17 protein-coding genes and 3 pseudogenes are annotated in these 19338 nt (G+C 73.2%); 15 read left to right on the plus strand and 5 right to left on the minus strand.

Going from position 1 to position 19338, the window contains the following annotated elements:
* Positions 1–2: 2 nt before the first annotated feature.
* The 3 genes and pseudogenes from EAO75_RS09460 to EAO75_RS47135 form a co-directional block, all read left to right on the plus strand.
* Positions 3–1790, plus strand: a complete 1788-nt coding sequence (locus EAO75_RS09460; RefSeq protein ID WP_147994611.1) for an ABC transporter permease subunit — start codon at positions 3–5, stop codon at positions 1788–1790.
* Positions 1787–3016 (plus strand): MDR family MFS transporter, encoded by a 1230-nt coding sequence (locus EAO75_RS09465; RefSeq protein ID WP_261989218.1) that lies wholly within the window; start codon positions 1787–1789, stop codon positions 3014–3016. Before EAO75_RS09460 ends, EAO75_RS09465 begins: the two co-directional genes overlap by 4 nt.
* A 200-nt stretch (positions 3017–3216) precedes the next feature.
* Positions 3217–3342: pseudogene (locus tag EAO75_RS47135) on the plus strand (GNAT family N-acetyltransferase); the annotation flags it as partial.
* Positions 3343–3348: 6 nt separating this feature from the next.
* Here EAO75_RS47135 and EAO75_RS09475 read toward each other — a convergent pair.
* Positions 3349–4113: a CDP-alcohol phosphatidyltransferase family protein gene (locus tag EAO75_RS09475; protein WP_147994612.1), complete on the minus strand. Its 765-nt coding sequence runs from the start codon at positions 4111–4113 to the stop codon at positions 3349–3351.
* A gap of 108 nt (positions 4114–4221) precedes the next feature.
* Here EAO75_RS09475 and EAO75_RS09480 point away from each other — a divergent pair, with 108 nt between their 5' ends.
* The 5 genes and pseudogenes from EAO75_RS09480 to EAO75_RS47140 all read left to right on the plus strand — a co-directional run.
* A complete protein-coding gene (locus EAO75_RS09480; RefSeq protein WP_147994613.1) occupies positions 4222–5205 on the plus strand; it encodes a zinc-dependent alcohol dehydrogenase in 984 nt (327 codons plus the stop codon).
* Between the two features lie 153 nt (positions 5206–5358).
* Positions 5359–5757: a 6-pyruvoyl trahydropterin synthase family protein gene (locus tag EAO75_RS09485; protein WP_107908117.1), complete on the plus strand. Its 399-nt coding sequence runs from the start codon at positions 5359–5361 to the stop codon at positions 5755–5757.
* The gene (locus EAO75_RS09490) at positions 5754–6962 is read left to right on the plus strand and encodes a glycosyltransferase family 4 protein (protein WP_410092220.1); all 1209 of its coding nucleotides are present in this window, start codon (positions 5754–5756) and stop codon (positions 6960–6962) included. Before EAO75_RS09485 ends, EAO75_RS09490 begins: the two co-directional genes overlap by 4 nt.
* On the plus strand, positions 6959–7996 hold the full coding sequence (locus EAO75_RS09495) for a class I SAM-dependent methyltransferase (protein WP_147994614.1): 1038 nt from the start codon (positions 6959–6961) through the stop codon (positions 7994–7996). The genes EAO75_RS09490 and EAO75_RS09495 overlap by 4 nt, the downstream gene beginning before the upstream one ends.
* A pseudogene (locus EAO75_RS47140) lies at positions 7993–9195 on the plus strand (lysylphosphatidylglycerol synthase transmembrane domain-containing protein); the annotation flags it as partial. The gene EAO75_RS09495 and the pseudogene EAO75_RS47140, both read left to right, overlap by 4 nt.
* 143 nt (positions 9196–9338) lie before the next feature.
* On the opposite strand, the gene EAO75_RS09505 reads toward EAO75_RS47140, so the two are convergent.
* Positions 9339–10127, minus strand: coding sequence for a creatininase family protein (locus EAO75_RS09505; RefSeq protein WP_147994616.1), 789 nt, complete (start codon positions 10125–10127; stop codon positions 9339–9341).
* A 41-nt stretch (positions 10128–10168) separates the two neighbouring features.
* On the opposite strand from EAO75_RS09505, the gene ribA reads away from it, so the two are divergent.
* Genes ribA through EAO75_RS09530 form a run of 5 tightly spaced genes read left to right on the plus strand, consistent with a single transcriptional unit; the run spans position 10169 to position 15245 of the window.
* Positions 10169–10837 (plus strand): GTP cyclohydrolase II, encoded by a 669-nt coding sequence (gene ribA / locus EAO75_RS09510; RefSeq protein ID WP_147994617.1) that lies wholly within the window; start codon positions 10169–10171, stop codon positions 10835–10837.
* 33 nt (positions 10838–10870) lie between these two features.
* Positions 10871–11842, plus strand: a complete 972-nt coding sequence (locus EAO75_RS09515) for an ornithine cyclodeaminase family protein (protein WP_147994618.1) — start codon at positions 10871–10873, stop codon at positions 11840–11842.
* 43 nt (positions 11843–11885) lie between these two features.
* Complete coding sequence (locus tag EAO75_RS09520) at positions 11886–13031, plus strand: NAD(P)/FAD-dependent oxidoreductase (protein WP_147994619.1); 1146 nt, start codon at positions 11886–11888, stop codon at positions 13029–13031.
* On the plus strand, positions 13028–14089 hold the full coding sequence (locus tag EAO75_RS09525; protein ID WP_147994620.1) for a saccharopine dehydrogenase: 1062 nt from the start codon (positions 13028–13030) through the stop codon (positions 14087–14089). The genes EAO75_RS09520 and EAO75_RS09525 overlap by 4 nt, the downstream gene beginning before the upstream one ends.
* Positions 14082–15245 (plus strand): saccharopine dehydrogenase family protein, encoded by a 1164-nt coding sequence (locus EAO75_RS09530; RefSeq protein WP_147994621.1) that lies wholly within the window; start codon positions 14082–14084, stop codon positions 15243–15245. Before EAO75_RS09525 ends, EAO75_RS09530 begins: the two co-directional genes overlap by 8 nt.
* 5 nt (positions 15246–15250) lie before the next feature.
* Here the strand turns inward: EAO75_RS09530 and EAO75_RS09535 are convergent, their stop codons facing one another.
* The 3 genes from EAO75_RS09535 to EAO75_RS09545 all read right to left on the minus strand — a co-directional run bounded on the left by EAO75_RS09535 (position 15251) and on the right by EAO75_RS09545 (position 18480).
* Positions 15251–16483 (minus strand): serine hydrolase domain-containing protein, encoded by a 1233-nt coding sequence (locus EAO75_RS09535; protein ID WP_147994622.1) that lies wholly within the window; start codon positions 16481–16483, stop codon positions 15251–15253.
* Between the two features lie 66 nt (positions 16484–16549).
* A complete protein-coding gene (locus EAO75_RS09540; RefSeq protein ID WP_147994623.1) occupies positions 16550–17899 on the minus strand; it encodes an MFS transporter in 1350 nt (449 codons plus the stop codon).
* Positions 17896–18480: a TetR/AcrR family transcriptional regulator gene (locus EAO75_RS09545; RefSeq protein WP_147994624.1), complete on the minus strand. Its 585-nt coding sequence runs from the start codon at positions 18478–18480 to the stop codon at positions 17896–17898. Before EAO75_RS09545 ends, EAO75_RS09540 begins: the two co-directional genes overlap by 4 nt.
* Positions 18481–18555: 75 nt before the next feature.
* Here EAO75_RS09545 and EAO75_RS09550 point away from each other — a divergent pair, with 75 nt between their 5' ends.
* Positions 18556–19005: a PPOX class F420-dependent oxidoreductase gene (locus tag EAO75_RS09550; protein WP_147994625.1), complete on the plus strand. Its 450-nt coding sequence runs from the start codon at positions 18556–18558 to the stop codon at positions 19003–19005.
* Between the two features lie 127 nt (positions 19006–19132).
* Positions 19133–19338: pseudogene (locus tag EAO75_RS09555) on the plus strand (VOC family protein); the annotation flags it as partial.

Genomic DNA, 19338 nt, shown 5'->3' on the forward strand with positions numbered 1-19338 from the left:
CCGTGCGGCACAGCGCGGCCACGTTGCTGTGGCGGTTCGGGATCGCCGTCGCCCTCGTCACCGCCATCGGCGTACTGCCCTGGCTGTCGCACACCGACCCGGCGCTGACCGTCCTCAAGGCCCGCTCCGCGGACCGCGACCCCACGCCCGAGGTACTGGCCGACATCCGTGCCCAACTCGGCCTGGACCAGGGTCCGTTCCCTCTGCTCGGGGACTGGCTGGGCGGGCTGTGGCGCGGGGACGCCGGCCGGTCGTGGATCTCCGGCAGCGAGGTCACGCCCGTCGTGCTCCAAGCCCTCGGCGTCTCCTTGCTGCTGATGGCGGTGGCCCTCGCGGTCGCCGCCGCCACCGCCGCGCTGATCTGCGCCCGCACCCTGTGGCTCGGGGCGCACCGGCGGCTCGACGGGCGGCGGGCGGGAGGCAGTGGCTCCGCCGTCCTGGCCGCACTGCCCGAGTTCCTCACCGCGTCCGTCCTCGCCACCGTCGTCGGCGTGCAGCTCGGCTGGCTGCCCGCGCTCGGCTGGTACGGCTTCCGGTGGACGGTCCTGCCCGCCCTCGCCCTCGGTCTGCCCGCCGGGGCAGTCCTCGGCCGGCTCCTCGACGACCTGCTGCCCGGCGCCTTCGCCGAGCCCTGGGCGCTGGCCGGCACCGCACGCGGACTGCCCGGCCGCACCCTCGCCCGGCAGGCCCTGCGCCGCTGCCTGCCCGGACTGCTGCCCAACACCGGCCTGTTCGTCGTGGGCATCACCGGCGGCGCGGTCACCGTCGAGCAGATCTTCGACATCCCCGGCCTCGGCCGCACCACCCTCCAGGCCGCCCTCGCCCAGGACCTGCCCGTCCTCCAGGCCGGCACGCTCGCCCTCGTCCTGCTCGCCGCGCTCGCCGCCGGCGGGGCCCACCTCCTCACCCGCCTGCTGATCGGCCCGGCTCTGCGCGACGGCGCGCTGCCGTCCCTGCACCGGCCGACACCGCCCGCCCGCGGGATCCTGCCCTTCGTGTACGGCGGTCTGCTCGTCGCCGTCATCGCCCTCGGCCTGCCCCGCGACCCGCTGGCCCTCGACACGGCCGAGCGACTCGCGGCGCCTTCCCCGGCACACCCGTTCGGCACCGACGCCCTCGGCCGGGACGTCCTCGCCCGGGTCGCGCACGGCGCCCTCGACACGCTGCTGCTCGCCCTCGCGATCACCGCCGTCACCCTGCTCACCGGGCTGGCGCTCGGCCTGCTGCCGCGGCTGTCCGGGCCGCTCGTCGACACCGTCACCGCGCTGCCGCCGGTCCTCGTCGCCCTGCTCGTCACCGCGACCGTCGGCAGTGGAACCGCCACGCCCGCACTCGCCGTGGCCGCCGTCGCCTGGACGCCGCTCGCCGCCCACACCTGCGCGCTGCTACGGCAGGAACGCGCCGCGCTCCACCTGACCGCGACCCGCGCCCTGGGCGCCGGCCCCTGGTATCTGCTGCGCCACGAACTGCTGCCCGCCGTGGTGCCGCCCGTCACCCGGCACGCCCTGCTCCGCCTGCCCGGCATCGCCCTCGCGCTCGCGTCGCTCGCCTTCCTCGGCCTGGGCGCCCAGCCGCCCTCCCCGGAGTGGGGTCTGCTCCTCGCCGAGAACCAGCCCTACGCCGAGCGCGCCCCCTGGGCGGTCCTCGCCCCCGCCGCCGTACTCGCCCTGCTGGGCGCGCTGGCGGTGACGGCGGCCGGGGGTGTGCGACGTCGTACGCGCAGGACCGAGCCGGTCGCTCCCTTGCCCGAACGGCAGCCGGAACCAAGGGAGTTGGCGGCCACCCGATGACGCGTCCGTCGATGCTCGGTTTCCGCGGGGCGGCTCCCGACCGTCCGCGCCTCTCCCCGCTGCTCCGCCTCCTCATCCTCACCCAACTCGCCTTCAACGTCGGTTTCTTCATCGTCCTGCCCTTCCTCGCCGGGCACCTGGGACAGGCCGTCGGCATGGCGGGATGGCTGGTCGGGTTCGTGCTGGGGCTGCGGACGTTCAGCCAGCAGGGGCTGTTCGTTGTGGGCGGGGCGCTGGCCGACCGGTACGGCATCCGGCCGGTCGTGTTCACGGGGTGCGTGCTGCGGATCGCCGGGTTCGTGTGGCTGGGGTACGCCCGGGAGACGGCGGCCGTCGTAGGGGCGGTGCTGCTGATCGGGTTCGCCGCCGCGCTGTTCTCGCCGGCCGTGGAGTCCGAGGTCGCCCGCCAGGCCGTGCTGTGGGAGGAGTCGGGCGGCGGCTCCCGCACCCGGGTACTCGCGCTGCTGACGGTGGCCGGGCAGGCGGGCGCGTTCGTCGGACCGCTGCTCGGCGCGCTGCTGCTGTCGGTGGACTTCCGTACGGTCTGCCTCGCCGGCGCCGGGATCTTCGTCCTCGTCCTCGCCGGGCACGCGTGGCTGCTGCCGCAGCACATACCCGGGCAGGGCGGTGTCCGGCTGCGCGGCGGCCTGGGGAAGCTGCTGCGCAACCGCCGCTTCCTCGCCCTGTGCTGCGCGTACGGCGCCTACTTGCTCGCCTACAACCAGCTCTACCTCGCGCTCCCCGACGAGGTGGAGCGCGCCACGGGTTCCCAGGCCGCGCTGGCCTGGCTGTTCGCCCTGTCCTCGCTGCTGGTGGTGATCGCCCAGCTGCCCGTCACCCGCTGGGTGGGGGAGCGGCTCACCCTGCGCCGGTCCATGGTGGCCGGTCTGCTGCTCATCGCGGCGGGCTTCGCGGTCGTGGCCGCGGCACGCCCGGCCGACCGGACGGGCACGGCGGGCCTGCTGCCCGCGGCCGGCTTCGTCGTCCTGCTCACCCTGGGCCAGATGCTCGTCGTCCCGGTCGCCCGCGCCTGGGTCCCCGACCTCGCCGAGGAGGGCCGACTCGGCCTCTACACCGGCGCGTTGTCCTCGATCTCCGGGCTGATCGTCCTCATCGGCAGCTCGGCGACCGGCACCCTGCTCGACACCGGCCTGCCCGCCGCCGTCCCCTGGCTGGTGCTGGCGACCGTGCCCCTGGCGGCGATCGGGGTGCTGCCGCGCCGGTAGGGCCCAGCAGGCTGGGCGCAGGCAACAGCGGTTCGGAAGGCCCCTGAAGGGGGCGTGGGAGTGACGCGGCGGCACTCTGAACGGGCGCAGGAGCGCTGCGGTGGGCGCCCTGAAGGGGCGCGGGGAACTGCGCGACCAGCCACGACGGTGCCGCACACGATCGACGGCCAAGCGCGGCACTCGCACCGGAGCGCGACGTCGACGAGGCCGCGCGAACCGTCGATCTCACCTCGCGGCCGGACCGGGCCGCGGCGAACCGGCTGGACGAGCGGCTGGGGTTCGCGGCGCGGGAGCCGACCGTTCACCGGAGGCCGCTCGACGGCTGACCGCGCTCAGGACGCCACCAGCTCCCGCACCTCCGCCACCCGCGCCCGCCGCACGCGCGACGGCCGATTCCGGTACAGCCACACGATGTCCCGGCCGAACGACCAGACCAGGGCCGCGAGAGCCGTCGCGGTGACCGCGAACGTCGCCGCGTACGGGAGGTAGCCGGAGGCGGCCAGCAGCAGGAACACGCCCTGCAGCGCGGCGACCGTCTTGCGGGCCGTGCTCGGCGGGAGCGGGGCGTTCAGCCAGGGCCAGACGCGGGCGGCGGCGACGAAGCCGTAGCGCATCGCGCCGATGAGGAGGACCCAGGGGCCCAGCGACATCGAGACGTACACGCTCAGCACCAGGATCAAGAACGCGTCGACCTCCATGTCGAAGCGTGCGCCCAGGGCCGTCGACGTGCCCGTGCGGCGGGCCACCTTGCCGTCCACGCCGTCCAGGATCAGGGCCACCGCCGTCAGACCGACGAAGAGCGTGACGGGCGGCGAACTCTCGAAGGAGTCGGCCACGAGAGCCGTGACGCCGCCCACCAGCGTCGCGCGTCCGAGGGTGACCCGGTTGGCCGGGCCGAAGGAGCGCAGCCCCGACCGGTGCAGGGCCAGCGAGAGCAGCGCCCAGGTGGCGATGGCGAAGACGAGGCCGGTCAGCCAGCCCGCCGGCCCCATGCCGATCGCCGATCCGAGCAGGGCCAGCAACAGGATCTGCACGCCCGCTCCCACAGCGGTCTCCTGCTGGACCAGCCTCGCGTCGTAAGTGTTGTTCAGGGCCACCGCACATTCCTCCGGCCAGATGACAGAGTCGATCAAGGCCGCGTACTGTGCGCGACCTGTGCACACCTCCGTACGTGCACAGCTTCACGATCGTTCAGGAGGATCCCGATGAACCGCACCGCTCGTGCGTTCTGGCTCCGATCTCCGGGTGAAGGAGAGATCCGGGAAGCCACCCTTGCGGAGCCGGGCGAGGGCGAAGTACTGGTGCGGTCGCTCTACTCGGGAGTCAGCCGGGGCACGGAGACACTCGTGTTCCGCGGCGGGGTCCCGCAGAGCCAGCACGCGGCCATGCGGGCGCCGTTCCAGGAGGGCGAGTTCCCCGCCCCGCTGAAGTACGGCTATCTCAGCGTCGGGATGGTCGAGGAAGGGCCGACGGCACTGGTCGGGCGTACGGTCTTCTGCCTGTACCCGCACCAGAGCCGCTACGTCGTCCCCGCGAGCGCCGTCACCGTCGTACCCGACACCGTGCCCGCCGCGCGGGCCGTCCTCGCCGGCACCGTCGAAACCGCCGTCAACGCCCTCTGGGACGCCGCGCCCCTGGTCGGCGACAGGATCGCCGTGGTCGGCGGCGGCATGGTCGGCTGCTCGGTGGCCGCCCTGCTCGCCCGCTTCCCCGGCGTACGGCTCCAGTTGGTCGACGCCGACCCCGGCCGGGCCGCGGTCGCCGAGGCCCTCGGCGTCGGATTCGCCGCGCCCGGGGACGCGCTCGGCGAGTGCGACCTGGTCGTCCACGCCAGCGCCACCGAGCAGGGCCTCGCCCGCTCGCTCGAACTGCTCAGGCCCGAGGGCACGGTCCTCGAACTCAGCTGGTACGGCGACCGGCAGGTCGGCCTCCCGCTCGGCGAGGCCTTCCATTCCCGTCGGCTCGTCATCCGCAGCAGCCAGGTCGGCACCGTCTCCCCGGCCCGCCGCGCCAGCCGTACCTACGCCGACCGGCTCGCCCTCGCCCTCGACCTGCTCGCCGACCCCGCCCTCGACGCCCTCGTCACGGGGGAGAGCGCGTTCGAGGAGCTGCCCGAGGTGATGCCGAAACTCGCCTCCGGCCAGATCCCGGCCCTGTGCCACCGCGTCAGGTACGCGGACACCCCCTGACGGTCTCGTGCATCGCCTCCACGACATGAGCGCCTGACCTGAGAAAAGAGTGAGAGGCGGCTGAACACGGGGAAGCCAAGAGCCGTACTACACGACATCCCCGGCAGCGATCAGCGGGGGATGAGGAGTGCACCGCACCTGGAGGGTCGTCCGTTGTTCAGCATCACCGTCCGCGATCACATCATGATCGCCCACAGCTTCCGCGGCGATGTCTTCGGACCCGCGCAGCGCCTGCATGGAGCGACGTTCCTGGTGGACGCAACGTTCCGGCGCGAGCAGCTGGACGACGACAACATCGTCGTCGACATCGGTCTGGCCACGCGGGAACTGGGTGCCGTCGTCGGTGACCTGAACTACAGGAACCTCGACAACGAACCCGACTTCGCCGGGATCAACACCTCCACCGAGTTCCTCGCCAAGGTCATCGCCGACCGGCTCGCCGAGCGGATCGAGAAGGGTGCGCTGGGCGAAGGCGCCAAGGGTCTGGCGGGTCTCACCGTCACGCTGCACGAGTCGCATGTCGCGTGGGCGAGTTATGAGCGTGCGCTGTGACCGACGTGACGCTGGAAAAGAACATGACCCCGCCGAACCCGGAAAAGTTCACGCTCGGCTATGTGCCCGTGCAGCACTCCGTCCTGAAGAACGCCGAGATCATCCCCATGTCCCTGCGCTCCGTGCACTTCGTCATGCCGGGCGGCGTCGACGACCTGGCCGCGCCGAGCGGCGGCAACGCCTACGACCGGCGGGTGTGTCTGGACCTGCCCGGCTTCGGCTGGCAGGTGCACAAGCACACCGTGGACGGCAGCTGGCCCCGCCCCGGCGCCGAGGCCCGTGCGGAACTCGCCCGTACGCTGCGGGAGTTCCCGGACGGGACGGTCGTCCTGCTGGACGGGCTGGTCGCGTGCGGCGTGCCCGAGATCATCGTGCCGGAGGCGGAGCGGCTGCGGCTCGCGGTCCTGGTCCACCTCCCGCTCGGCGACGAGACGGGTCTTGAGCCCGCCGTGGCGGCGGAGCTGGACGCCCTGGAACGCACGGTGCTGCGGGCGGTCCCAGCGGTGATCGCCACCAGCGACTGGGCGGTGCGCCGCCTCGTCTCCCACCACGGCCTCGCCCCCGAGCGGGTCCATGTCGCCGCCCCCGGCGCCGACATCGCGCCCCTCGCGGCCGGCACCGACGGCGTGTCCCGCCTGCTGTGCGTGGCCGCCGTGACACCCCGCAAGGGACAGCACCGGCTGGTCGAGGCGCTGGCGGCGGTCACCGACCTGCCATGGAGCTGCGTGTGCGTCGGCGGGTTGAACCAGGACCCCGAGTACGTCGCCGAACTGCGGTCCCTGATAGCGAAGCACGGCCTTGAGGACCGGCTGATCCTGGCGGGCCCGCAGGCCGGCGCCGAGCTGGACGCCAGCTACAACACCGCCGACCTCATGGTGCTCACCTCCTACGCCGAGACGTACGGCATGGCGGTGACCGAGGCGCTGGCGCGCGGTATCCCGGTGCTGGCGACGGACGTCGGCGGACTGCCGGAGGCGGTCGGCCGGGCGCCCGACGGCGGTGTCCCCGGCATCCTCGTCCCGCCGGAGAACCCGGCCGCGATCGCCGTCGAACTGCGCGGCTGGTTCGGCGAGGCGGACGTACGACGCCGGCTGAAGGCGGCGGCCCGCGGACGCAGGGCCGCCCTGAACGGCTGGGCCGGCACGGCCCGCAGCCTGGCCTCGGTACTGGGCCGACTGCCGAACGAACCCCGGAGGGCGGCATGAGGAAGACGGCGACGGCACAGAGCGGCGGGCCGATTCCGACCCAGCCGGGGCCGCACAGCGAAATCGTTTCGGCGGAGGTTGACATGGGTGGCGCGTCCGTACCGTCGGCGGCCGATGCCGACGCCGTGATCCTCGGGGCCGGCCCCACGCTCCGGCCCGGTGAGCGAGCCACCGTGCGACTGCGGGACGCCGGGTCGGACGACCCGCCGCGCTACGCGCCCGAGTGGCTTGAGCTGCGCGAGGGCGCCGATGCCGCCGCGCGGGCGCACGACCTGCTCGACCCGCTGCGGATCCGGCTCGCCAACCTGCCGGGACGGGCCGGCGGACTGGTCATCCACGACGTGGGCTGCGGCACCGGCTCCATGGGCCGCTGGCTCGCGCCCCACCTGGACGGCCCCCAGCACTGGGTCCTGCACGACCGCGACCCCTACCTCCTGCACTTCGCCGCCGTCGCCTCCCCGCGCTCCTCCGCCGACGGCAGCCGCGTCACCGTCGAGACGCGCCGCGGCGACGTCGGCCGGCTCACCCCGGACGCCCTCCTGGGCGCCTCGCTGGTGACGGCGTCCGCCCTGCTCGACGTCCTCACCCGCGAGGAGATCGACACCCTCGCCGCCGCCTGCACGGGCGCGGGCTGCCCGGCACTGTTGACGCTGTCCGTCGCGGGCCGCGTCGAACTCACCCCCTCCGACCCGCTGGACGCCGAGATCGCCGAGGCGTTCAACGCCCACCAGCGGCGCTCGGGTCTGCTCGGCCCGGACTCGATCACCGCGGCGGCGGAGGCCTTCTCCGAGCACGGCGCGACCGTGCAGGTCCACCCGAGCCCCTGGCGGCTCGGCCCCGGCGAGTCCGCGCTCACCGCCCAGTGGCTGCGCGGCTGGGTCGGCGCGGCGGTCGAGCACCGTCCCGAACTGCGCGAGCGCGCCGACCGCTACCTCGTCGAACGCCTCGCCGCCTGCCAGGCCGGCGAACTGCGCGTCGTGGTCCACCACAGCGACCTGCTCGCGCTGAGCCGGCCGACGGGCGGAGCGTCATGAGCGTGGAGACGGTGGCGCGGGCCCGCGCCGAGCGCCGGGGCCTCAAGCCGCGCAGCCGTCGAGCCGTCCGCCAGCGCGAGGCGGCCGCGGGCGAGCGGAACGGACCGGTGGAGCGCGCGGGCCTGACCGGGTCCGAGGGGACGGCGGTTCGGCCGGACGCAGATGTCGTCGCGGCGGGCGTCGCGGTCATCGACGGTCCGGCCGAGGGGGCCACGGCGCCGCGATCGACCGTGCCCGTCCGGACGGCACGCCGGGACGCCTCCGTCTCCCCGGCCCGCACCGGCGTCATCGTCACCGAGCAGCGCCCCGCGGCTGCCGACACCGGGCCGGCCCGCCCCCGCGGCACCTTCCGGGCCCTCCTCGCCCGCCTCAACACCCCGGCCCTGCGCACCCACCTGGGCACGGCCGTCGGCGTCGTCATCCTCGGCGTGCTGTTCTGGCGGCTCGGCACCGGAGTGTTCCTCGACGGGCTGCGGCGCATCGACGGGGCGGCGCTGGCCGCGGGGCTCGCGATCGGGGTCGTCACCACCGTCTTCAGCGCCTGGCGTTGGCAGTTGGTGGCGCGGGGCCTGCGGATCCGGCTGCCGCTGTGGCCCGCCGTCGCCGACTACTACCGTGCCCTGTTCCTCAACGCCGCCCTACCCGGCGGCGTCCTCGGCGATGTGCACCGGGCCGTGCGGCACGGGCAGAGCGCCGGAGACATGGGGCGCGCGGTCCGCGCGGTCGTCCTGGAGCGCACGGCCGGCCAGGTCGTCCTCGCCGGCGTCGGCGCCGTCGTGCTGCTGACCATGCCGTCCCCGGTGCTGGACCAGGCCCGCGACATCACCCCGCTCATCCTGTTCGCCGGGGTGGGCGCACTCGCGGTCGTGGCCGCCGTACGCATGAACCGGGCGCCGTCGCGTCGCGACCGGACCCGCCCGACGGCGCTGCGCACGACCCTCGACGAGGCCAGGGAAGCCCTGCTGTCCCGCCGTAACGGCCCCGGCGTCGCCGTCTCCTCGGCCGTCGTGCTGGCCGGACACCTCGGGATGTTCGTGCTCGCCGCCCGGGTCGCCGGTTCCGACGCCTCCGTGGCCGAACTGCTGCCGCTCGCCGTCCTCGCGCTGCTCGCGATGGGACTGCCCCTCAACGTCGGCGGCTGGGGCCCCCGAGAGGGCGTCACCGCCTGGGCGTTCGGCGCCGCGGGCCTCGGCGCGACCACCGGATTCACGGTCTCCGTCGTGTACGGCGTGCTCAGCTTCGTGGCCGCTCTGCCCGGCCTCGCCGTCCTCGTCGCCCGCTGGTACACCGGCCTGCGCGGTTCCGGATCCGCCGGGACCATGGCGGACCCGGAACCCAGCGGCTATTTTCGTGCGTCTCCCGTGTCCGCTACGGAATCGTCCGCGGAGGTCAGCAGTGACACATACGCGCCGAAGGAATCCGAGAGGCTCGCCAGCAGCCGCTTCCCCTTTTCCGGGGAACCCAGCGAAGGACGGCCAATGACACCCGAATCGGTATAGCCGGACATACCGAGGGTCAGCAGATGACGGCGGTCGTCCGCCACGAAATCGGAAGTCTCATAACCGGGTCGGAGAAATTCGGGATGAGCGTGCAGAAGGATGGAGGTCTCGATTTCCCCCGCGTGCATGTCGGTGAGCAGAGAGGTCTCCACCCCGGCCCGCTCCCGCGCCGCCTCCCAGTCCTCCGGGGCCGGGAACAGCGCCATCCGCTCACCACGCGCGGAGGACTCCTGAACGACGTTGCCCAGTACGTAGTTTCCGCCGTGCCCGTTGACCAGCACCAGGGCGTCGACGCCCGACCGGCGAAGCGAAGCCGCAATATCCCGTATCACCGCATGAAGGGTCACGGAGGAGATGCTCACGGTCCCCGGCCAGGCCGCGTGCTCGTGCGAGCAGGAGATCGTCACCGGCGGAAGGAGGTGCACCGGGTACGCGGCGGCGATCTCACGCGCGATGGCGCAGGCCACGAGCGTGTCGGTCGCCAGCGGAAGGAACGGACCGTGCTGCTCGAAGCTTCCGACGGGCAGGACCGCCACCTGTCGTGAGACGTCCGCTCCTCGCGTCCGTACGTCTTCGGTGGTGTCCGTCGGCACCAGCGAGTGTGCCGCCGGCCGCGTTTGCGAACCACTCATCTTTTCACGGCCTTTCGTCTCTGCTTAGGATCTGAAGAATCATGACAGAAAAAATTGGCGTCCTCGGCAAGAAGTCCGCGCAGCGGACGCAGCGTTCCGGTGTGGAGCGGGTGGTGAATGCCCCGCTGCCCACCGTGTACGGGGAATTCCGCGCGATCGGATACATGGACCACGACCGCGGCGACGAGCAAGTGGCCCTGGTGTACGGCGAGATCGGCACCGAGGACGTCCTCACCCGGCTGCACTCCGAGTGCCTGACCGGCGACGCCTTCGGCTCCCAGCACTGCGAGTGCGGCGACCAGCTGGCCTCCGCGCTGCGCGCCGTCGTCGCGGCGGGCTCGGGCATCGTCGTCTACCTGCGCGGCCACGAGGGCCGTGGGATCGGCCTGCTCGCCAAACTGCGCGCGATGGCCCTCCAGGCGGAGGGCCTGGACACCGTCGAGGCCAACCTCGCACTCGGCCTGCCGGTGGACGCCCGCGACTACGGCGTCGCCGCCGGGATCCTGCACGACCTGGGCGTGGCGAGCGTACGCCTGCTGTCGAACAACCCGCGCAAGCGCGAGGCGCTGCTGCGGCACGGCATCCAGGTGGCCGAGCAGGTCCCGCTGCTGATCCCGCCCTGCGAGGACAACATCACCTATCTGCGCACCAAGCGGGAGCGTCTCGACCACCACCTGCCCCATCTGGACGCGGTCGCGCACCTGTCCTGATTGCCGCAAGGCCCGTCCGGACAGGAAGAGGGAATGACCGACGACGTCCTCTTCCTGACCGGAGAACAGGTCTCGCGCCTGCTCGGCCTCGACGCGGCGATCGCCTCGCAGCGCGCGGCCTTCACGGCGCTCGGCGCCGACGCGGCCGACCTGCCCAGGAAGATCATGCACCCGAGCCGCTTCGACGACAGCGTCGTCTTCGCGTACGTCTCCCGGCTGTCCGCGGACACCGGGGCCGTCGCGAAGATCGGCAGCGTCAACCCGGGCAACGCGGCATCCGGCCTGCCGACCATCCACGCGGTCATCACCGTGCTCGACCCGGTGACGGGCACTCTGGCCGCCGTCATGGACGGCACGGCGATCACGACCCTGCGCACCGCGGCCGCGAGCGCCGTGGCGATCGACGCCCTGTCCACCCCCGGCAGCGCGGACCTCGCCCTCCTGGGCTCCGGCACCCAGGCCCTCGCCCACGCCCGGGCCGTCGCCAGGGTGCGCGAGCTGAAGTCCGTACGGCTGTGGAGCCCGACCGCACGCAACCGTCTCCGTGCCGCGGAGCAGCTCACGGCCGAACTGGGCCTTGCCGTCCAGGCCGTCGGCACCGCGCAGGAGGCCGTGACGGGAGCGTCGCTGGTCGTCGCCTGCACGCTCAGCACAACGCCCGTCGTGCGGGGGGAGTGGCTCGCCCCCGGGTGCACGGTGGTCAGCGTCGGGTCGTTCGAGCCCGGGCGCCGGGAGGTGGACGCGGAGGTGCTGCTGCGCGCCGCGAGCGTCGTCGTCGACGAGCCGGCCACCGCGGCCGAGCACGCCGGTCCCGTGGTGGACGCCCTGCGGGCAGGGGCGTTGGCCCCCGAGGACCTGGTCGGGTTGGGCGCCGTGCTCACCGGGCAGAGCTTCCCGAGATCCGGACCCGAGGACATCGTCTACTACAACACCGTCGGCCTCGGCATCCAGGACGCGGCAGCCGCCTGGGCCGTGTTCGAGGCGGCCAGGAAGGTGGGCCAGTGACAGCGCGCGCGACGACAGGAGCCACGACCGTGGGAGGCCGCCCGTGAACACGCACGCGAACGTCGTCGTCATCGGAGGCGGTGTGATGGGCACCAGCATCGCCTACCACCTGGCCCGCGCGGGCGTACGGGACGTCGTCCTCGTCGAGCGGGACGAACTGGCCTCCGGCTCCACCTCGAAAGCGGCCGGCGGAGTGCGCGCACAGTTCTCCGACGAGCTCAACATCCAACTGGGGGCGCGCAGCCTCCAGGCGTTCGCCCGGTTCGCGATGGAGACCGGGTACGACATCGGGCTGCACCGGGTCGGCTATCTGTTCCTGCTGTCGACCCCGCAGGACGTCGCCGGGTTCGAGGCGGGCGTCCGGCTCCAGAACTCCCTCGGCGTGCCGAGCCGGATGATCGACCCCGCCGAGGCCCGGCGGCTGTCCCCGCTGATCACCACCGACGGACTGCTGGCGGCCGCGTTCTCCCCGGACGACGGTCACTGCACCCCCGAATCCGTCGTCCACGGCTACGCGTCCGCGGCCCGCGAGTACGGGGCGCGGATCTTACGCCACAACGACGTCACCGGCATCGAACTGCACGGCGACCGCATCACCGCCGTGGCGACGACCATAGGCCGTATCACCACCGACACGGTGATCTGCGCGGCCGGCCCCTGGTCGCGGGCGATCGGGGCGATGGTCGGCGTGGACCTGCCGGTGGTGCCGCTGCGCCGCCAGGTCGCGGTCACCGAAGCCGTCCACGGACTGCCGCCGCACCTGCCCATGACCATCGACTTCACCTCCAGCCTCTACTTCCACTCCGAGGGCCCAGGGCTTCTGCTCGGCATGTCCGACCCCGACGAGCGGCCCGGCTTCGCCACCGACACCCACGACCGCTGGATCCCCCGCCTGACCGAGGCCATGGAGCGCCGCGCCCCCGCCCTGCTCGATCTGCGCCGCACCGGAGGCTGGGCGGGCCTGTACGAGGTGACGCCGGACCACAACGCGCTGATCGGCGAGGCGACTTCCGTGTCCCGTTTCCTCTACGCGACCGGCTTCTCCGGCCACGGCTTCCTCCAGGGACCGGCCGTCGGCGAGGTCGTCCGTGACCTGTACCTCGGCCGCGTACCCTTCGTCGACGTCAGCCCCTTGAGCGCCGGCCGGTTCGCGGCCGACGCCCCGCGCCCGGAGGCCAACCGCGTATGACCGAGCTCCATCTGTGGCTGCGCCACGAGGTCCGTTCCACCGAGCGACGCACGCCGATCGTGCCGTCGGACGCCCGCCGGCTCGTCGAGCGCGGGATGACACTGACCGTCGAGGAGTCCGCGCAGCGGATCTTCCCCGTCGAGGAGTACGAGGAGGCCGGCTGCCGCACCGCGCCCGCCGGGTCGTGGGTGTCGGCGCCCGGGACGGCCGTGGTGATCGGGCTGAAGGAACTCCCGGACCGGCCGGGCGAGCTGACGCACCGCCACGTCTTCTTCGGGCACGCCTACAAGCGCCAGCCCGGCGCCGAGACCCTGCTCAGGCGCTTCGCGGCCGGGGGCGGGGCGCTGCTCGACCTGGAGTACCTGGTGGACGACGACGGCCGCCGCCTCGCCGCCTTCGGCTTCTGGGCCGGCTATCTCGGTGCCGCCCTGGCCGTCCTGCAGCACCGCGGACGGCTCGCCGCCCCCCTGACGCCCATGGCGAAGGACGAGCTCGACGCGCTCCTGCGACCGGCCGCGGGGGACGAGGAGTTCACCGCGCTGGTGATCGGCGCCCTGGGGCGCAGCGGACGGGGCGCGCGGCTCGGGTTCCTGACCGCCGCGGTCGAGGCGACGCCCTGGGACCTCGCCGAGACCCGCGCGCTGGACCGCCGGGCCCTGCTCGCACACGACGTCCTGGTCAACGCCGTCCTCGCCACCACCCCCGTCCCGCCGTTCCTGCGCGAGGCCGACCTCGACGACCCCGCCCGCCGGCTGCGCACCCTGTGCGACGTCACCGTCGACGTGGGCTCGCCCCTGAACGTCCTGCCGATCTACGACCGCACCACCGACTGGACCGATCCGGTACGCCGGCTGCGCAAGGAACCTCCGCTCGACCTCATCGCCATCGACAACCTGCCCTCCCTGCTGCCCCGCGAGTCCAGCGCCGACTTCTCCTCGGCGCTGCTGCCGCAGCTGCTTCAGTTCGAGACGGGCGGGCCGTGGGGGCGCTGCAAGGACCGGTTCCACCAGGCATGCCGTGAACTCGGCATCGTCGAAGGGGAGTTCCGTGATGTCTGACAGATCCGCACGCGTGCCCGCGAGCGGCACCGTCCACTGGGTCGGCGCCGGGCTGTCCACCGGCAGCGGGCTGGCCCGGCTGTGCGACACGGCCGACGGTGTACGGCTGTGGCACCGCACCCGGGACCGCGCCGCCGACGCCTTGGCCCGGCTGGGGCTCACCGGGCGGGCCGAGCCGCGCGCCTACACGCTCGACGCGCTCACGGCCGAACTGGTGCCCGGCGACGTCGTCGTGTCGATGCTGCCCGCGCCGGAGCACGCCGGAATCCTGGCGGCCTGCGTCGGGCGACAAGCCCACTTCGCCTGCTCCAGCTATGTGTCGGACGCGGTCCTCGACCAGGTGCCCGCGGCCACCGCGGCCGGGCTCGTCGTGCTCACCGAGGCCGGGCTCGACCCCGGCATCGACCACCTCTTCGCCCACTGCCTGATCGGCCGCGCCCGGGAGGCCGTCGGCGACGACACCGGGGCCTCGTACAGCCTCACCTCCTACTGCGGCGGTGTCCCCGCCGTCCCGAACGACTTCAGGTACCGCTTCAGCTGGGCGCCCGCCGGAGTCCTCAACGCCCTGCGCTCGCCGGCCCGTTACCTCGACGAAGGTGCCGAGACCGTGGCGGAGCGGCCGTGGGAGGCGACGCGTCGGCACATCGTCGACGGGGAGGTGTTCGAGGTCTACCCCAACCGTGACAGCGTCCCGTTCGTCGAGCAGTACGGGATGCCGGCCGCCTGGAAGCCCCTGACCTTCGTGCGCGGCACCCTGCGCCTGGACGGCTGGCTGCGTGCCTGGGACGCCGTGTTCGAGGAGCTGAAGGACGGCGACGACGCCCGGATCGCCGCCCTGGCCGGGGAGTTGGCGGCGGCCCACCCGACCACGGACGCCGACCGTGACCGCGTCGTCCTCGCCGTGTCGCTGGACGTGCACGGCGCCTCGGGGCAGTCGTGGTCCGGCAGCTATCTGCTCGACCTGGTGGGGGACGAGGAGGAGAGCGCGATGGCCCGCTGTGTCTCGCGCCCCCTCGCCCTCGGCGTCCGCCACATCCTGGACGGTTCCCTGCCGGCGGGCCTGAACCGGGCCGCTGAGACGGCGGCCCGCTCGGAGGAGTGGTTGCGTGAACTCGCGCTGGAGGGAGTGGAGTTCACCCTGCGCGTGGACTGCTGACGGGCTCAGGCCTTCGTGAGGGCCTCGTGCACGAGCCGCCTGAAGTCCTGGAACATCGTGTGCGAGGTCTTGGGCCGCACCTGCGTCATGAACTGCACCGTCAGGTCGTGGCGCGGGTCGACCCAGAACGTGGTGGTCGCCGCGCCGGTCCAGCCGTAGGCGCCGAGGACCGACGGGGCCTTCGTGCGGGCCGGGTCGATCACGACGGAGACGCCCAGGCCGAAGCCGATGCCGTCGTTGCCGGGCTCGTCGTGGGCGGGGCAGCTGCCGAAGGAGCGCAGGTCGGCGCCGCCCGGGAGCTGGTTGGACGTCATCAGGTCCACGGTCTCGGGCGCCAGCAGCCGGGTGCCGTCGAGTTCGCCGCGGCGGCGCAGCAGCTCCATGAAGCGATGGATGTCGTGCGCGGAGGCCGCCAGACCGCCGCTGCCGGACAGGAAGCGGGGGCGGCCGCGCAGCGGGAGGCCGGGGATCGGCTCGATGCCGCCGGCCTCGGTCTCGCCGTACAACTCGGCGAGCCGGACCGCCTGTTCGTCGCTCACCTGGAACCCGGCGTCGGTCATCCCGAGCGGGCCGCAGATCCGCTCGGCGAAGAACTCGTCGAGCGGCTGCCCGGACACCACCTCGATGACCCGGCCCAGGACGTTGGTGGCCACCGAGTAGTTCCACTGTGTGCCCGGCTCGTACTGGAGCGGCAGGCTCGCGTACACGTCGACCGTGCCGGCCAGGTCGGAGCCCGGCAGCACCGCCGAATCCAGGTTGGCGTCGCGGTACAGGGCGTCGACGGGGTGCGCGCGGTAGAAGGCGAAGGTCAGCCCCGCGGTGTGGGTCATCAGATGCCGGACGGTTATCGGCCCGTCGGCGGGGCGCGTCACCAGGTCGGCGCCGGATCCGCCGACATACACCCGGGGCTCGGCGAAGCCCGGCAGGTGACGGCCGACCGGGTCGTCGAGGGTCAGCTTGCCCTCCTCGACCAGCAGCAGCGCGGCGACCGAGGTGACCGGCTTGGTCATGGAGTAGATCCGCCACAGCGTGTCGGCCTCGACGGGCAGTCCGGCCGCGCGGTCCCGGTGGCCGTGCGTGGTGAGGTGGGCGACGCGTCCACCGCGGGCGATGGCCACCAGGTAGCCGGGCAGCCGCCCCTCGTCGACGTAGTGGGCGAAGTACTGGTCGAGGCGGTCCAGCGCCTTCGCGTCCAGCCCGACCTCACCCGGGTCGACCTCTTGTGTCAGCAGTGCCATCGCTCTCCTCCGAATGCGTACGCCGAGGGTGCGCTCCGGCATACCCCGCAGGAACGGCCTCTGATCTCATCGTCGCGCAGGAACACGTGTACGGTCCTTCGAATGGCCATGATCGTTCAGGGTTGCGTCCTGCCGCCCCGGCAGCGCACGGCCCGCCGCCGCCCCGGCCAGCGCGAGGGCCGCCAGTACGGCCAGCGGCAGCCCAGGGCCACCGCCGGTTTCCAGGAGTGCGGTCGCGGCGGCCACGCCCAGCACCGGTCCGACGTTCATCGCGGTCTGCTGGAGCCCGCCCGCCACCCCGGCCGACTCGACGGCGGCCTCCCGTACGACCACATGCGTCGCCGCCACCATCACCGTGCCGAACCCGGCCCCCACCAGCGCGAACGCCGTGCACAGGAGCGGGACGGACGACGTGCGGGACAGCGTGAGGATGCCGAGCGCGAGGAGTGTCATCGCCGCCACCGTCGTACGCCGGGCACCGACCCGGCGCAGCAGCACCGCGCAGGTCGGTGCCGCCGCCACCATCAGCGCGGCCAGCGGCAGGCTGACCAGAGCACTGCGGAACGGGTCCAGACCGAGGGTGTCCTGCAACAGGAACGTGCCGGTGAACAGCGCGCCCGACAGCGCCGCCGACGCGGCCACCAGCATGCCGAGCGCCGAGCCGACGGCAGCGGATCCGATCACGCCCGGCGGCAGCAGCGGGCTCGCGGTGCGGCGCTCGTGCCGGACGAAGGCGGCGCCGGTGACCGTGGCCGTCGCGGCGGTCCAGCCCCAGCCCGGCAGCACCACGAGGGCGTGCACCAGGCAGGCCAGGGTGATCGCGAGCAGGAGCGCTCCGGGCAGGTCGAGGGGGACGGGTGAGGCCGGGCGCGGGGGCCGTACGGTGAGGGCCAGCGCGCCGAGGACGAGCGCGGGGACGACGTTCAGCAGGAACACCACCCGCCAGCCCGGCCCCGCCACCAGCGCACCGCCGAGCACCGGTCCGACAGCGGCCGACACGCCGATCGCCGCCGTCCGTATCGCGATCGGCGTCCGCAGCCGGTCGGGCGGGAACGCGGCCCGCAGCATCCCGAGCGTCGCCGGTTGCAGCAGCGCCCCGAACACCCCCTGCACCACCCTGAGCCCGATCACCCAGCCGACACCGGGCGCCAGGGCGATCCCCGCCGACACGGCTCCGAAGCCGAGCATGCCGATGCCGAAGAGACGGTGGTGGCCGTGCCGGTCGCCGAGCCGTCCGGCGAACACCAACAGGCTCGCCACCGCGATGAGATAACCGGTGCTGGTCCACTGGACCTGGGCGAAGGAGGCGCCGAGGTCGCGTTGCACGCTGGGCTGGGCGATGGTCAGCACGGTGCCGTCGAGCGCGACGATCACCGCTCCGACGACGCTGCTCACGAGGGTGAGACGCGGGTTCACTCGCCCTCCCGACCGAGGTGGGCGTCCAGGACCGAACGCAGCACAGGCGCGAAGTCATCGGTGCCCGTGGCGAGTTGGGGCGGGTGTACCTGGAGTTCGCACTGGGCAACCGCGGGATGTATGAGCTCCCACAGCCCGCCCGCGACCAGACGCGCGTCGGCGTCCGGGCGTACCCGGCCCACCAGTTCCACCAGACGGCCGAAGAGCGGAAGGCTGGTGTCCCGCAACCCCAAGTGGCCGCTCTCCAACAGGTCATGACGGAACATCAGCTCATACATCCCGCGGTTGCCCAGTGCGAACTCCAGGTACACCCGCCCCAACTCGGCGAGCTGCGCCCGCGGACGCGCGTCGCCGACCAGCGCCGCCCGCGCCCCCAGATCGTCGAAGCCACGGCGTGCGATGGCCGAGAGAAGCTCCAGGTGAGTGGGGAAGTAGCGGCGCGGCGCGCCGTGCGAGACGCCGGCCCGGCGGGCGATCTCGCGCAGGGTGAGCGCCTGGACGCCCTCCCGCGCCACGAGATCGACGCCGACGTCGACCAGCCGGGTGCGCAGTCCCGGGTCGGATTCCCTCGATGCATGCATAGACACTGTCTACCAGAATGAAGTAGACACTGTCTACGAGGAATGCCGGGCACGCTCGCCAGGGTTGATGCAGACATGACTCAGGACGCCACCCACAACGCACTGCTCGCGCTCCTCGCCCAGAGCCACGGCGGGGTGCTGGTCACCCTGAAGCGCGACGGCCGGCCGCAGCTGTCGAACGTCAGCCACGCCTACTACCCCGACGAGCGGATCATCCGCGTCTCGATCACGGACGACCGCGCCAAGACCCGCAATCTGCGCCGCGACCCGAGGGCGTCGTACCACGTCACGACCCCCGACCGCTGGGCCTATGCGGTCGCCGAGGGCACGGCCGACCTGTCGCCGGTCGCACGGGATCCGTACGACGCCACGGTCGAGGAACTCGTCCGCCTCTACCGGGACGTCCAGGGCGAGCACCCCGACTGGGACGACTACCGGGCCGCGATGGTCCGCGACGGGCGGCTGGTGCTGCGGCTGCGGGTGGAGCGGGCGTACGGCATCCCGAAGAGCGCCGACCGGGGGTGAGCCTTGGTGTGCGACGAGGGCCTAGGGCGCGGGTCGCAGGGCTCATGACCGATGGTCACGGCGGACGCGGGCTGCCTAGGCTGCCGAGTGGATCAACGCCGATCAGGACGCCACACGGAGGGTCACCATGCCGGTCACCGGCCGCAGTCACATCCGTATAGCCCGCCCGTCCCGCGACCTTGCCGCGGCGGAGCGCTTCTGGGCCGAGGGCCTCGGACTCGCCGTCGTATGGCGGGCGGTGGGCGGTCCGGAACCCGGCGAGCACGACCTGCTGATGCTCGGGTGGCCCGACGCCGACTGGCACCTGGAACTGGTCAACGAACCCGCCCACCC

This window comes from Streptomyces sp. UW30, from assembly GCF_008042075.1.
Taxonomy (GTDB): Bacteria; Actinomycetota; Actinomycetes; order Streptomycetales; family Streptomycetaceae; genus Streptomyces.

Bases quoted from the DNA above. Each gene is read 5' to 3' on its own strand.
- EAO75_RS09465 (WP_261989218.1), top strand. From the start codon at position 1,787: ATGACGCGTCCGTCGATGCTCGGTTTCCGCGGGGCGGCTCCCGACCGT.
- EAO75_RS09480 (WP_147994613.1), top strand. From the start codon at position 4,222: ATGAACCGCACCGCTCGTGCGTTCTGGCTCCGATCTCCGGGTGAAGGA.
- EAO75_RS09495 (WP_147994614.1), top strand. From the start codon at position 6,959: ATGAGGAAGACGGCGACGGCACAGAGCGGCGGGCCGATTCCGACCCAG.
- EAO75_RS09505 (WP_147994616.1), bottom strand. From the start codon at position 10,127: ATGAGTGGTTCGCAAACGCGGCCGGCGGCACACTCGCTGGTGCCGACG.
- ribA (WP_147994617.1), top strand. From the start codon at position 10,169: ATGACAGAAAAAATTGGCGTCCTCGGCAAGAAGTCCGCGCAGCGGACG.
- EAO75_RS09515 (WP_147994618.1), top strand. From the start codon at position 10,871: ATGACCGACGACGTCCTCTTCCTGACCGGAGAACAGGTCTCGCGCCTG.
- EAO75_RS09525 (WP_147994620.1), top strand. From the start codon at position 13,028: ATGACCGAGCTCCATCTGTGGCTGCGCCACGAGGTCCGTTCCACCGAG.
- EAO75_RS09530 (WP_147994621.1), top strand. From the start codon at position 14,082: ATGTCTGACAGATCCGCACGCGTGCCCGCGAGCGGCACCGTCCACTGG.
- EAO75_RS09535 (WP_147994622.1), bottom strand. From the start codon at position 16,483: ATGGCACTGCTGACACAAGAGGTCGACCCGGGTGAGGTCGGGCTGGAC.
- EAO75_RS09545 (WP_147994624.1), bottom strand. From the start codon at position 18,480: ATGCATGCATCGAGGGAATCCGACCCGGGACTGCGCACCCGGCTGGTC.
- EAO75_RS09550 (WP_147994625.1), top strand. From the start codon at position 18,556: ATGACTCAGGACGCCACCCACAACGCACTGCTCGCGCTCCTCGCCCAG.